Origin of the sequence: Roseovarius autotrophicus (assembly GCF_018069895.1) — a bacterium.
Taxonomy (GTDB): Bacteria; Pseudomonadota; Alphaproteobacteria; order Rhodobacterales; family Rhodobacteraceae; genus Roseovarius; species Roseovarius autotrophicus.
In genome coordinates this window covers 15,121-28,461 of sequence record NZ_JAGQDH010000028.1, presented here as the reverse complement: position 1 = coordinate 28,461, position 13,341 = coordinate 15,121, and the positions used below count along the sequence as shown (strand labels likewise).

General features: G+C 63.2%; 8 protein-coding genes and 1 pseudogene. 5 read left to right on the top strand and 4 right to left on the bottom strand.

What is annotated here, in order from left to right:
* Positions 1–386 precede the first annotated feature (386 nt).
* Positions 387–1,613, top strand: a complete 1,227-nt coding sequence (locus tag KAK09_RS16805; RefSeq protein WP_210880097.1) for an IS256 family transposase — start codon at positions 387–389, stop codon at positions 1,611–1,613.
* Positions 1,614–2,107: 494 nt separating this feature from the next.
* Here KAK09_RS16805 and KAK09_RS16800 read toward each other — a convergent pair whose 3' ends face one another.
* Complete coding sequence (locus tag KAK09_RS16800) at positions 2,108–2,764, bottom strand: lysophospholipid acyltransferase family protein (RefSeq protein ID WP_210880096.1); 657 nt, start codon at positions 2,762–2,764, stop codon at positions 2,108–2,110.
* A gap of 46 nt (positions 2,765–2,810) precedes the next feature.
* Positions 2,811–4,289: a glycosyltransferase gene (locus KAK09_RS16795; protein ID WP_210880095.1), complete on the bottom strand. Its 1,479-nt coding sequence runs from the start codon at positions 4,287–4,289 to the stop codon at positions 2,811–2,813.
* A 40-nt stretch (positions 4,290–4,329) separates the two neighbouring features.
* Here KAK09_RS16795 and KAK09_RS16790 point away from each other — a divergent pair, with 40 nt between their 5' ends.
* The 4 genes and pseudogenes from KAK09_RS16790 to KAK09_RS16770 all read left to right on the top strand — a co-directional run bounded on the left by KAK09_RS16790 (position 4,330) and on the right by KAK09_RS16770 (position 10,295).
* On the top strand, positions 4,330–4,962 hold the full coding sequence (locus KAK09_RS16790; protein ID WP_210880094.1) for a TetR/AcrR family transcriptional regulator: 633 nt from the start codon (positions 4,330–4,332) through the stop codon (positions 4,960–4,962).
* 26 nt (positions 4,963–4,988) lie between these two features.
* The gene (locus tag KAK09_RS16785) at positions 4,989–6,005 is read left to right on the top strand and encodes an efflux RND transporter periplasmic adaptor subunit (RefSeq protein WP_210880093.1); all 1,017 of its coding nucleotides are present in this window, start codon (positions 4,989–4,991) and stop codon (positions 6,003–6,005) included.
* Positions 6,006–6,062: 57 nt separating this feature from the next.
* A pseudogene (locus tag KAK09_RS16780) lies at positions 6,063–9,344 on the top strand (efflux RND transporter permease subunit).
* Between the two features lie 51 nt (positions 9,345–9,395).
* The gene (locus tag KAK09_RS16770; RefSeq protein ID WP_210880090.1) at positions 9,396–10,295 is read left to right on the top strand and encodes a patatin-like phospholipase family protein; all 900 of its coding nucleotides are present in this window, start codon (positions 9,396–9,398) and stop codon (positions 10,293–10,295) included.
* Between the two features lie 32 nt (positions 10,296–10,327).
* On the opposite strand, the gene KAK09_RS16765 is transcribed toward KAK09_RS16770, so the two are convergent.
* Together KAK09_RS16765 and KAK09_RS16760 are read right to left on the bottom strand one after the other, a co-directional pair.
* Positions 10,328–11,980 carry an ABC1 kinase family protein gene (locus KAK09_RS16765; protein ID WP_210880089.1) on the bottom strand — a complete coding sequence of 551 codons (1,653 nt, stop codon included), beginning with the start codon at positions 11,978–11,980 and terminating at the stop codon, positions 10,328–10,330.
* A 20-nt stretch (positions 11,981–12,000) separates the two neighbouring features.
* A complete protein-coding gene (locus KAK09_RS16760) occupies positions 12,001–12,699 on the bottom strand; it encodes a DUF6781 family protein (protein WP_210880088.1) in 699 nt (232 codons plus the stop codon).
* Positions 12,700–13,341 lie beyond the last annotated feature (642 nt).

Below are 13,341 nucleotides of genomic sequence, written 5' to 3'. Positions count from 1 at the left end.
ACTCGATTTCCTGTTGTGAGCGCTCCATTCGCGTCCTCGAATTGGCATGGTCTGACCGAAGACCGGCTTCGCCTCACTCGTCTTCCGCCGGATCGGGAGAAACGTTTCTCAAAGGAAAGTGGCGGAGGGAAAGGGACTGCCGTCCAACCTTCTCTGAGCCCGATCAAACAGGCAAAGATACTACCAGACTGGCAACTATCTGACTTGCATATCATTTTCCCTGACCCCTTCACTCCCTTGCGACCATGCGGGCTGCGCGAAAGGAGACGAAGATGAGAGAAACCTGGGCGAGGTCGCGAGTCTGGTGGAAATTCGAGGGCGGCGTAATCTCCGGGTGATCTAAACCCACCCAACCGGCGGCTGGCACCGCCACAGGAGATCACGCCATGAACCAGGTTACAGACACCAGCGCGTTTTCGCTACTCGCTTGTGATGAAGGCTTCGATCCGATCGAGGATCGGCTGCGCGCCAACATCCGCAGCACGATCGAGGCGGTTTTCAACGAAGAACTGAACAGCTTTCTCGGCCGCTTGCGGTATGGCCGAGAGACCGGGGCGGCAAAGGGCTATCGCCACGGCAAACGCGCTCGCCAGATCACCGGGACCTTCGGCACCGAGACGATCAGCGTGCCGCGTGCCCGGATTGCAGACGAAACCGGCAAGGTCAGCGAATGGCGCTCGAAGGCGCTGCCGCGCTACCAGCGCCTGACCAGGACGGCCGAAGCGCTGATCGCGTCCGTCTATCTCTCGGGCACCAACACGCGGCGTGTGAAGCGCGCGCTCCATGCGCTGTTCAAGGGGGCCGTCAGCAAAGACGTGGTCAGCCGCGCCTGGCGCAAGGTGAAGGGGGACTGGGACGCCTGGTGTGTTCGCAGCCTTGCCGATGAGGACATCATCCGGCTCATTCTCGACGGCACCGTCATCAAGACGCGGATCGACAGACGCGCCACGAATATCTCGGTGCTGGCCGCCATCGGTGTGCGCCGCGATGGGCAGAAGGTCCTGCTTTCGATCATGAATATGGGCGGGGAGAGCACGGCAGCTTGGCGGCAATTCCTCGACGATCTCGACGCCCGCGGCCTGAAGCGGCCCGAATTCGTGATCGTTGACGGTGCCCCGGGCCTCGAGGCCGCTCTGGTGGCGCTGTGGGGTGACGACCTGCCGATCCAGCGCTGCACGGTTCACAAGCATCGAAACCTGCTGGCCCACGCGCCGAAGCACATGCACGAGGAGCTGGGCAACGACTACCGCGACATGATCTATGCCGACACCGCGGCCGAGGTGGAAACGCGCCGCAAGGCTTTTCTGCGCAAATGGCGACTGAAGTGCCGCGCCGTCGCCGATAGCCTGGAAGAGGCCGGGGATCGCCTCTTCACCTTCACCCGCCTCGATCCGTCGCAATGGAAGGCAGCGCGGACGACGAATGCCATAGAGCGTTTGAACGAGGAGTTCCGCCGCCGGATCAAGACCCAGGCTGTGCTGCCCTGCGCCGAAACCGTGCCGATGCTCCTCTGGGCGCTGCTCGCCTCCGGCCAGATCACCATGCGCAAGGTCGACGGATGGCAAACCCTCGACAAACCGATCAAGCCCATAACCCTTGACCTCGCCGCCTGAGCAGGCGCAAATCATCCCGCTCGGAGAACGCCGTAAGAGAATTTCCACCACTTTCGAGACACAACCGGAAACCTGCTTGAGCCAGACGGAGCTGACAGCCCGGTGAAAAATCAGAAGAGGACCCTCGAGCGGTGGCGATGGGTCGGGGACGGACCCCGGCTCCTGAAAATCGGGGACCGTGCGATCTACATAATTGTAGACGTCGAAGCGTTCGAGCGCGAAGTGTTGTGAACAGCAGGGGACGTTCTTCGTGTTCAGGCTCGCGTGTCCGAGAGATCGAAATGCCCATCTACGCCATCGCTACCTCCCCGGTGCCGGTTCATCGCCGCATTCATTCCGCAGTGCCGAGGTCAGGGTAATTTTTCGAGGTGCACCACAGTTTCGGTAGCAATGTTCGAAGCCGAGCTGCCTTTGGCACCTGCATTCGCTGGAACAAAAACGTTGAGCTCAGGGCTCATCCTTCAGGCGTGGCGGTTTCCTCTGACCACGGGCTATCACTTGCGGTGCTCATTGGCGTCTATGGCTCGTGTCACGATTGCCGACCACCTGCGAACCGCATCCCCCTTCATGCCGGCGGGTATACGAATTGGGTCTCCAATCCGAAGCGTGACGCTCGCGCCCCAATGCGGCCATTCGCGCTTGTCCCAGCGCTTTTCCATCACCCGCTTGGGCTGACTGACGACCGAAACCGGCAAGATCAGGAACCCAAGTTGCGACGCCATCTGAACCGCGCCGGGCTTGGCCTGGCGATGCGGTCCGAGCGGACCGTCGGTGGCAAAGGCGACAGTCTTGCCGTGCCGCGATTCCCGGATCATGTGCCGGTAGGCGGCACCCTGTCCGCCCGGTGGGAGGATCGACGGCACATATCCGAATTTCTGGCAGATCCGGGCGATGACATTACCGCGAAATCCTTCGCTGGTGAAGACAACCGCGTGCTGGCCTTCGAGCAACGCGAACAGCGGCAGGAATTTGCCGTGCCAGAACACCAGGATCACGCCTTTGCCCGCCGCCGACAACTCTTCCAGTCGGGCGATTTCGGCCTTGTCCACCGACCACGAGGCGCTCCAGAGATGATAGACAAACGCAATGGCATTGCCCAGAAGACGCGCCAACACTGCTTTGATGCTTGCGTTCAAGGGCATGACGGCCATGGAGCCCGGTTTCGTGATCCGGCGATTTCGGCAGTCCGGGGGCAAATCATTCATCGGTTGGCCGCTCCGGCATCAGAACCGCGTCGGTGAGCGCAAAGGCCACGCGCCCGACGGTGTGCCATTGTTCGGCAAGGCGGCGCTTGGCGGCGTTCCAGGCGCTGTCTTCAATCGACATGCGGATTGGCTGACGTTCGATCAGTACCGCGTAAAGATCGAGGGTTTTCCTGATTGTGTTTTCCTGCGAATAGCCTGCCGCAGTGTCTTTCGCATGATCGCGCATTTCGCCGACGTCCTCAGGCGAACGGGCGGCGAACCAGTCCAGAGTTTCGGCGAAGGTCTCGGTCGAGGCATCGCGCGCCAGCAGTCGGGCGTTTTCGCGGTCGACGACCACATCGCGTGCGCCGGGCGCATCGAGCGCCAGAACCGGCGCGCCGGCGGCCATTGCTTCGATCAGTACCAAGCCTTGTGTCTCCGAGACCGACGAGAACGCGAACACGTCCATGCTCGCGTAAGCCCGAGACAGCTCGGCCCCGATGAGCACCCCCGTCAAGTGAACGCGCCCCGACACGCCCGCCTCGGCAAAGGCATCGGCCATCGGCGCACTCATCTCGCCATGGCCGACGATGAGCGCATGCGCCTCGGGCGCGGCACGCAGAAACCGGATCAGCGCGTCGGTCAGGTAGCCGAGGTTCTTTTCCTGCGCCAGCCGCCCGACGTGGCCGACGACAAACGCATCCGGAGGGATCGCGTAGCGTGCGCGCAGCCCGGCGGTGTCGTTCTCGTACAGGGGCACGGTGTTCACCCCGGTGGGGATGACCACCGTCATCGTCTTCACCCCGTTCAGCGCAGCGAAGGCGGCGATGCTTTTACTCGGGGCGATCACTGCGTCGCACAGGTTGCAATAGCCGATCGAAAGCCCCAGCGCGAGGCGCCGGGTGATATCCGAGTTGTGGATCACGTAGTGGCCATAAAGGTCATAGCGCGTGTGATAGGTGTAGACGATCGGGGTTTTGTGCGCAGCGGCGAAGCGCAGCGCGGTGCCGCCCAGCAGAAACGGGTGATGTGAATGAACGATATCCGGCGCGAAAGCGTCGAGCCGCCTCGTCAGTGACGGACTAACGGGGCTGGGCACCGAAAAGTCGGTGCCGGCGAATTGCTGATAGGCGGGAATACGAACGATGTGGTCGGTTGAATCCTCATGATCCGGGAACTTCGGCGCCACCACCAGGACCTGATGCCCGCGCGCGCGCAACCCATCCGCAAGGCTGCCGACGCTGCGCGCCACGCCGCCGACATGGGGGCTGAACGTGTTGGTGAAGATGGCAACTTTCACGAAGACTGCTTCCTCATTTCCGTTGGTATCAACCTGCGGGGCGGCAATTCGATCATAGGACGCAGATCGGCCGGCACGTCGTGCGTCTTCTCTTGTCCCCTCGTCCGCTCGTGTCGGCGGTTGCGGGCCGGACCGCTCGTGTCGGCGGTTGCGGGCCGGACCGCTCTCGGTCTTGACAGTGGTGTATCGCACCTCTAGTTCCCCAAACGAACGTTCAGTTAGGAGCTCCCGGATGTCAAGCGTCGATCTGACCGCACCTCCTCTTTCCGAACGCAAGGTTTCGATTCTCGAAGCAGCGACCGTCTTGTTCGCCGAACATGGCTACGCGGCGGTTTCGATCCGCGATCTCGCGCGGGCGATCCACACGACGCCGGCGGCGCTCTACCACCATTTCCCCGACAAGGACGCGATCTATGCCGCCGCGCTTCGCCACGTCTTTTCCGACCGGGCCAAGGCCTTGGAAGCGGTCGTAAAGGGGGATGACGCTCCAGATGTGACGCTGGAGCGTCTGATCGTCTGGCTGACGCAGCAATTCTCGGACAACCCGGTACTGGCACGGTTGGTGCAACGCGAACTTCTGGCCGGTGATCGGGATCGGCTCAGGCTGTTGACCGAGGACGTGATGGCGGCGCCGTTTCAGGAGATCAAACGCTTGATGCATCGTCTCGCGCCGACCAAGGACGCGGCGCTTTCGGCCGCTACGATCATTGCCCTGGTGATGGGATACGTCCAGTTGTCGCCGGTGCTCGAGGTTCTCACCGGCGAACGCAACACGAAACAACGCCTGAGAGATTTCGCTGCGCATACGAAAGATCTTGTCCTGCACGGGCTGCTGGTGCAACCGCAGCCGGGAGCACACATCTGATGACATGCCCGATCCGGATTGCCAAGGTGACATTGGCGCTGGCCGGGCTTTGCCTGCTGGGTCTTGCCGGGTGCAAGCAAGATCCCGCCCCGAATGCAGCTCCCGACGCACGCACGCTGGAGCTGCCGGTGGTGCAGGTGCTCGCCCGGCCGGTTGACCGGCTATACAGCACCCCGGGCAGCGTCACATCCGAGGAGCGAATCGAGGTAGCGTCCCGCTCGACAGGGTACATCCAGAGGATCGGCGTCAACGAGGGCGACGTGATTTCCGCCGATGATATCCTGGTTGAGATCGACCCCACCGAAGTGGAAGGCGCAATCAGACGAGCCGAGGCGGTGCTGAGTTCGGCCAAGACCTCGCTGGAAAACGCCGAAACGGATCACGCGCGCCTGGCTGGCCTGCAGGAACGCGGAGTAGTCTCGTTGGAAGCTTTGCGCCAGGCGACAGTGGCGCGCGATCTGGCCCGCGCCGGACTGGCTGAGGCGCAAGCGGTGCTCGACACCGCTCTGGCGGGGCAGAAATATACGACCCTGCTCAGCCCGATCGACGGAATTGTCGTCGCGCGGCGAAAGCAGGTGGGCGACCTGGCCAGTCCGGGGATTCCGATCCTGACGATCGAATCGCGCAAGCGGCTGCTGTTCCGAACCTCGGTGTCGGAAAGCCAGATCGCGAATGTGCAAGTGGGCGCCCCCGCAAGGATCGAAATTGACGCGCTTGCCGAGATCGACATTCCAGGCGAAGTTCTCCGCGTGATCCCTTCGGGCGATCCTGTGACACGCCGGTACGATGTCGACCTCGCACTACCGGAGGGTCTGAACGCTTTTCCCGGAATGTTCGGGCGCGCGCATTTTGTCATCGGCTCCGACAGTGTTGTGCTGGTGCCGAACCTGGCACTAGCAACGCGCGGCGGCCTGACCGGCGTGTTCGTCGTCGGTGACGACATGGCCGCGCGGTTTCGCTGGGTGCCATGGCGGGCGGGTGTTCGGTCAGTCCACCGAGATCAGGGCTGGGCTGGAGGGCGGCGAGACCATTGTGGCGCGTGACGACGGGCGCATACGCGACGGCGACCTGATAGTCGCCGACAAGGCGGGGTCCGGCCAATGAACGAGCTGCCACGCAACCTTGCCGGGCGCCTGGCAGAGTTGTTCGTTTCGTCGAAGTTGACGGTCTTGATTATCATTTCAGTCGTTGTTTTCGGGGTCATCGCCGTGGTGTTCACCCCGCGCGAGGAGAATCCCCAGATCAACATCCCCTCAGCGCAGATCACGGTGCAATTGCCGGGCGCGTCGAGCCTGGAAGTGGAAAGCCTGATCGTGACCCCGTTGGAGGGGATCGTGAGCGAGATCACCGGTGTCGATCACACCCAGGCGGTGGCGATGAACTCGGTCGGAGTGGTGGTGGTGCAATTCAAGGCCGGCGAGAACAAGCAAGCCAGCCTGGTCAAACTGTACGACCGGGTTTTCAGCAACCTCGACCGGATGCCGTCCGGCGCCGGGACACCGCTGATCCGGGCCGTCGATGCCGACTACATCCCTGCGGTGACGGTGACGCTGGCCTCTGCCAGCTACGACGATTATGCGCTCAAACGCATAGCGGACCGGATGGCGGAGCGGCTTCACAGCCTGCCAAGCGTGTCGGTGGTCTCGGTCAAGGGTGGACGTGACCGGGAAATCCGCGTCGACCTCGACCCCGACCGGCTGGCCGCCTTTGGTGTGCCGCTGTCGCGCGTGCGCGGCACACTGGCCGGAAGCAACTTCGAAATTCCGCTCGGAAACTCAGTGCGGGCCGGCGCGGTACAGACCGTCACCCTCGAAGGTTTCTTCCGGCACGCGGACGATGTGCGCAACCTGATCGTCGGCCAACACGAGGGCCGGCCGATCTACCTGAGCGACATTGCCGACGTTCTTGACGGCCCGCCGATCGAACCCGCGCAGCTGAGCCGGTTCAACTTCGGTGCCGGCGATCCGGGGTTTTCGGAGTTCGGCGGCCAGAACATGGCGGCCGTCACGCTCGCAGTCGCCAAAAAGGCCGGGGCCAACTCGGTCTTTATGGCGCAGGACGTGATCGGACGGATCGAACGAATGCGGGCCGAGTTCGTGCCGCGCGAGGTGCAGCTCGTCGTGACCCGCAACGATGGCAAGAACGCCAATGACGCCGTCAACGTGCTGATCGAACATCTCGGCATCGCCATTGCCACGGTCTTGTTCATCCTGATCCTGTTCCTGGGATGGCGCGAGGCGTTGATCGTGGCAATCTCGGTGCCGCTGGTGCTGTTGGTGACGGTCGGCGCCGATTTTGTCGCCGGCATTACCATCAACCGGGTTAGCCTGTTTGCCCTGATCCTGTCGCTTGGCCTGCTGGTCGACGACGCCATCGTCGTAATCGAGAACATCCATCGCCGCTATGCCGACGGCGGCAAGGGCAGCGACAGCAAGAGAGACACCACCATTCGCGCCTGCGCCGAGGTTGGCGGCGCCGCCAATCTGGCGACCGCGACGGTCATTGTGGTTTTTGCCTCGCTGGCGCTGGTCGGCGGGATGCCGGGGCAATATTTCTTTCCCGTCGCCATCAACGTGCCGATCGCAATGGCAGCATCGCTGTTTTTTGCCTATTCGGTGACACCTTGGGCCGCGTATCGCTGGCTCGATCTCGGAGAGCACAAGGGGCCCGGGGCGACGGAGCAACGCCCGCGCTGGCTGGCGCGGGCCTACCGCGGACTTCTGGTGCTGGCTATGAACCGGCGGGGCGCCCGGCTGGCGCTCTACGGGGCGACTGTGGCCATCCTGTTGCTGACGGTACTGCAGCCGGCATGGCAATTCATCCGTCCCGAAGGCGTGGTCGGGCCGAAGCCGTCGTTTGGCGTCGCTATGGCCTTTCTGCCCAAGGACGATTCCAATTCTTTCAATGTGGCGTTGAACTTGCCGGAAGCAACACCGGTCGAGACCACCGACAGGTTGGTGCGCGAGGTCAATGCTGTGCTGACCCAACATCCTCTGGTTTCCAACACGCTGAGCTGGGTCGGGCAATCCGGGGTCGCGGACAAGGCGGCGATGATGCGCGGATCGGCGGATCTGGTCGGCCAGAATGTCGCCGAGATCCGTGTCAACCTGATCGACAAGCATCTGCGCACAACCGAATCCATCGAGTTGGTGCGCGACCTGCGGCCGCAGATCGTCGCAATCGTCGCCACCTACCCCGGCGCGACGGTGCTGGTGATTGAAGAGCCGCCCGGACCGGCGATGCGTGCCACAGTGCTGGCCGAGATCTACGGCGATGACCTTGAGATCCTGCGCAGCCTCTCGGATCGCGCCGAGGAGATTTTCAACGATACCTACGACATGGTCGATGTCAGCACGACGCAGCCGGAGGATGTGAAGGAATACAGGATCATCGTCGATCAGGAAAAGGCCCTGCTGTCCGGCGTCACCACGGCGCAGATCGGCGAGGTGCTTCGGGTTTTGTTCGAGGGCGAGGTTGTCGGCCGTATCCACCCCGCGGACGAGAGAAACGTCGTGCCGATCCGGGTGCGTGTGCCGCACAGCCTACGGCTCGATCCGACCCGGCTGGAGACCGTGTTCGTCGAGAACGCTGCCGGCCAACACCTTGCCCTGTCCGGGCTCGTAGAGGTCGTCCCGGGCCTGCGCGACAGGCCAATCCTACACAAGAACAACGAGCGGGTGACCTTCGTCGGCGGCGAGATGGCGCAGACCTCGCAGCTCTACGCGATTGCCGATCTCGACCGGCGGTTTTCCGGCATGGAGGTCGGAAACGGGCTCACCCTGGAAACCGGCAACCTGTCCCTGGAGCCGACAGTTCCCGATACGATCGGAAAATACCAACTGCTCTGGAACGGTGAAATCCGGCTGCTGCTCGACACCTACCGCGACATGAGCATGGTCCTGGGGCTCGCGCTTTTATGCGTGTTCCTGCTGCTTGTCGGGTACTACAAGTCGTTCATGACACCGATTGTCGCGATGGCATCGATCCCGCTCGGGATGATCGGTATTTTCCCGGGACACTGGCTCATGGGGGCGGATTTCTCGGCGACGTCGATGGTGGGCATCATCGCGCTGGCCGGCGTCGCCATTCGAAGTTCGCTGCTGATCATCGATTTCATCCGCGAAAACCGGGCCTAGGGCATGGACCTGCAAGAGGCCACCTATCAGGCCGGGGTGATCCGTGCGCGGCCGATCCTGCTGACCACTCTGGCCTTGGTTCTGGGGTCTTTGATCATGCTGACCGATCCGGTCTTCCGTGGCCTGGCGATCAGCCTGATCTTTGGCACCGCCGTCTCATCGGCGCTCTCGGTCATCATCGTGCCGCTGCTCTACTACGGTGTGGAAAAACGCCGCGCCGATCGGATCGGGCCGCAGGCGAGGTGATCGCACAGAAATGGCGCGACCGGCGCAAACGAACAAACGAAGGAGGACAAGATGGCACCGAAGATCGGCCTGGCATTGGGCAGCGGTGGCGCGCGCGGCTGGGCGCATATCGGCATTCTGCGCGCCCTGGAGGAGATCGGCATCCCGCCCGATGTCGTTTGCGGCACTTCGATGGGCGCGCTGGTCGGGGCCACCTATGTGTCCGGCGCGCTGGACGCGCTGGAAGACTTTGCGCGCGCCCTGACCCAAATACGGATGGGGCGGATGCTGGATGTCAACCTCGCCTCGGGCGGGCTGATCGAAGGCAAACACATCGTCCGGCTGCTGCGCGACTTCGGCGTGAAACCGACCTTTTCCGAGGTTTCGGTGCCCTTCGTCGCGGTGGCCACCGACATGGCCCATGGGCGAGAGATGTGGCTGCGCTCTGGCAAACTGGTGGAAGCGGTCCGCGCATCAATCGGCATTCCCGGGATCTTCTCGCCGGTTTGGATCGAGGGAAGGTGGCTGCTTGACGGCGGCATGAGCAACCCTGTGCCGGTTTCGGCCTGCCGCGCGCTCGGGGCGGAGGTGATCATCGCAGTCAACCCGAATGCACGACACTACCTGCCGCAGCACGGCAACGGCGTCGCCGAGGCTGCACCGCGCTACGGGATCGAGACCGTCTTGAGCTCCGCCCCGGTCGCGTTGCAGCCGCTGTTGCGCAAGTACCTTGGCAGCACCGGCAAACAGACCCGCACGCCGCCTGGCTATCTGACCGTGCTCTCCACTTCGATCGACGTGATGACCGACCATATCCTGCGCTCCCGCCTCGCCGGCGACCCGCCGAACGTGATGGTCGATCTGGACCTGCACGACATGACGATGCTGGATTTCGCCAAGGCCGATCAGGCGATCGCGAGCGGCTATGACGCGATAATGAACAAGGCAGATATTCTGGAGCGACTGCGTTGATCGGCCCAGCGGCGGCGCGCCAGCCCCGGCGCTCAGTCGTTGCTGCCGCGCAAGATCGACCAGATGAGCCACAGCCCGCCCGCAACCGCGCCAAAAAAGCCCGCCATGGCAAAGAACCTCAGCCCGACCGGCAAATCGCCTTCAATCACGGTCATCACGATCGACGAGCCCATGATCAGGGCCGCGATCAGAATGCCCAAAGTCACCCGCATGATCGTTTTGTCGAAACGGTCCATCAAATGGTCCAGCTTGCGGACTTCGATACCGAACGACAGCTTGCCTTGCTGAACGTCGGTCAACAGGCGGCCAAGGTCTTCGGGCAGACGGCTCATCAGGCCAGCCCCGGCCAGCAGGTTGCCACGCGCGGAATGGGCCAGGCGCGCCGGGGAAAAGCGCTCAAGCATCAACCGGCGCAGGAACGGCTGCGCGGCCGCGACCATGTCGAACTCCGGGTCGAGCTCGCGCCCCATGCCGTCAAGCGTGGTGAATGCCTTGAGCAACATCGTCAAGTCCGGCGGTAGCACCAGATTGTGTTCGCGCACCAGCGCGACCAGGTCGAGCACCAACGCCGACATATCCAGCGACTTGAGCGGCATCCCGTGCACCCGGTCGATGAACCCGTCAATGCGGGCTTCGAGGCTGGGGTTCGCGCCGGCATCGGCCCAGTCCAGCAGGATGCGTGTCACCGCCTCCGGGCGTCGGTCGACGACGCCGGTCAGCAGGTCCACCAGTTCGTCGCGCCGCCGCCGAGACAAGTGCCCGACCATGCCGAAGTCGATGAACACGATCTCGTCTCCAGGCAGGTAGAACACGTTGCCCGGGTGCGGGTCGGCATGAAAGAACCGGTCTACCAGCATCATTTGCAGCACCGCCTCGGCGCCGCGCGCCGCGATCCGGCGCAGATCGAGCCCGGCGCGGCGCGCCGCCTCCAGGTCGGTGCCCGGCGTGCCCGCCGCGACATCCTGGACATTCATGATCTTGCTGGTCCATTGCCAATGGACACATGGTACATGGATATGTGCGCAATCACGAAAATTTTCCGCGACCCGCTCGGCGTTGCGGCCTTCATTTGCCAGGTCAAGCTCGGTCCGGATCGAGCGCGCGAACTCCGCCACTACTTCATCTGGCCGAAACCGCCGGATTTCGGCGCTTTCGGCCATTGCGATATCGACCAGCCAATCCAAAAGCCGCAGATCGGCCTCGATCTTGGCACGGATGCCGGGGCGGCAGATCTTGAGAACCACCTCGTCGCCATTCTCAAGCTGCGCGCGGTGAACCTGCGCGATCGACCCAGCCCCCAGGGGAATCGGATCGATCTTGGCGAAATCATCGCGCAACGGACAGCCGCGTTCGGCCTCGATTTCCTCCAGCAGTGCCACAAAGGGCACCGGGGGCACACCGTCGCGCAGCTTCTCTAGCTCGGCGATATAGGTGGGCGGCAGTAGATCGACCCGGGTCGACAGGATCTGCCCGAGTTTAACGAAGGTCGGCCCCATTTCCTCCAACGCCATGCGCAGGCGCTGCGGCGGCGCGAGATCGGCCGTTGCGGTGGCGTCGGACGGATTCAAGACCTGCCCGGCCTTGCGGGCGACCCCGGTCAACCCAAGGCGCCCGATCAGGTCGCCAAGCCCGTGTCGGATCAGGATTCCGGCCAGTTGCGCGAGCCGCCCCAAGTCACGTTGCATGCCAATCGGGTCGCGCACGATCAGCTGTCTTCCGGCTCCGTTGGCGATGTGGGCGGCGGCTTTCCTTGGCCCGGCGCGAGACCCTCAGCCAGACCTGACAAAATACCGCTGCCGATCGCCGCGATGGTGGAAAGCCCGCCGCGTGTGGCACGGCCAACATCTTCGAGATCGGGGAGATGAGCAGCGGACGCGGCCCCAAGGCCGGAGTGCGTCGCCCTGCGCACGGCACGCGCCGTGTCGGTCCCCACGCGCTCGAAGTGGCGTGCGAGGTCTTCGACGATCCCGCGTGTCGCGCGGCTGCTGCTCTTGGCAAACGAGATCACGAGGTCCTGGAACAGGGTCTCCAGCGCGTGCAGGTCGCCAATCGCTTTCTGAAGATCTTGCTCGGTGAAATCATCCGTCCGCCCGGCCGCCTCTTCGATCGCAAGGTGCGAGGCCTGCGCGGCGCGCGCGATCGCTTCGTCGAGCCCTTCAGCGGCCTCGCGCAGACCTTGTGCCGTCTCGGCGCTGCCCTCCAGTGCGCCCGCGGCGACCCCTTCCAGAACGACGGTTGCGACCGCGCGAATATGGTCCTGCGTCAAGGACTCGCGGCTGAGCGCGCGGACCACGAGATCGCGCACTGCGTCGTGGATGTTCTCGCTCTCGACGACGGCCCGGCGCGCCGTCTCGCGAATATCGGCAGCATCAGTTTGTGACATGGTCTGCACGCCTTTGGTCATGGCAAACTCCTAGCAAGGTGATGATCGCAATCGCAGCGACTGCCGCGAACAGCGATCAACAGTTCCGAACACTGATCAGGTTCAGCTTACGGAGCACGCGCCAAAGCGCCCTGACACAGATCAATGCCCTGAGTTGGCGAGGCCCGACAAGGAAATCTTGCTGGTGAAACGCTTTGATCGGCATCTCGCCCGATCATCTGGTGTTGTCCGACATCCCGCAGTTGGCGTGCCGAATGATGACAAGATGGCGTAACCATTCCTTTTGACCAAGCATTTGCGCCCCTCGCCGACTCAGTCGCGGGCCCAAGATGCCCTGATGTGGGCCGATCGGGCTTTGAGCCGGCATCGCGCCTGCCTGGCGGCGGCGTTTTCAGCGCGGTGGGCAGACCTTTCGAGCCGCTTTCGTTCGGTTTGGTTCGGTTCGGGCTGGGCCCAATATCACGCATTTGTCGGTAGCGCGCGAAGACGAGCCTCACACAAGCGCAGCGACATCCCCCTACGAGTACATCTGTGCCCATTTTCGCCCACAACAGCCGCCGCCCGCATTCATCGCTTGACGGGAAAACCCCCGATCAGGCCTACTTCTACCAGCCAATGCCCCATGCGGCTGCGGCGTAATCGAGGCGGAAAACCACTTAGAAA

What these genes read in the sequence shown, in the direction of transcription:
- KAK09_RS16805 (WP_210880097.1), top strand. Translation starts at nt 387, where the DNA reads ATGAACCAGGTTACAGACACCAGCGCGTTTTCGCTACTCGCTTGTGAT.
- KAK09_RS16800 (WP_210880096.1), bottom strand. Translation starts at nt 2,764, where the DNA reads ATGGCCGTCATGCCCTTGAACGCAAGCATCAAAGCAGTGTTGGCGCGT.
- KAK09_RS16770 (WP_210880090.1), top strand. Translation starts at nt 9,396, where the DNA reads ATGGCACCGAAGATCGGCCTGGCATTGGGCAGCGGTGGCGCGCGCGGC.
- KAK09_RS16765 (WP_210880089.1), bottom strand. Translation starts at nt 11,980, where the DNA reads ATGCAACGTGACTTGGGGCGGCTCGCGCAACTGGCCGGAATCCTGATC.
- KAK09_RS16760 (WP_210880088.1), bottom strand. Translation starts at nt 12,699, where the DNA reads ATGACCAAAGGCGTGCAGACCATGTCACAAACTGATGCTGCCGATATT.
- KAK09_RS16790 (WP_210880094.1), top strand. Translation starts at nt 4,330, where the DNA reads ATGTCAAGCGTCGATCTGACCGCACCTCCTCTTTCCGAACGCAAGGTT.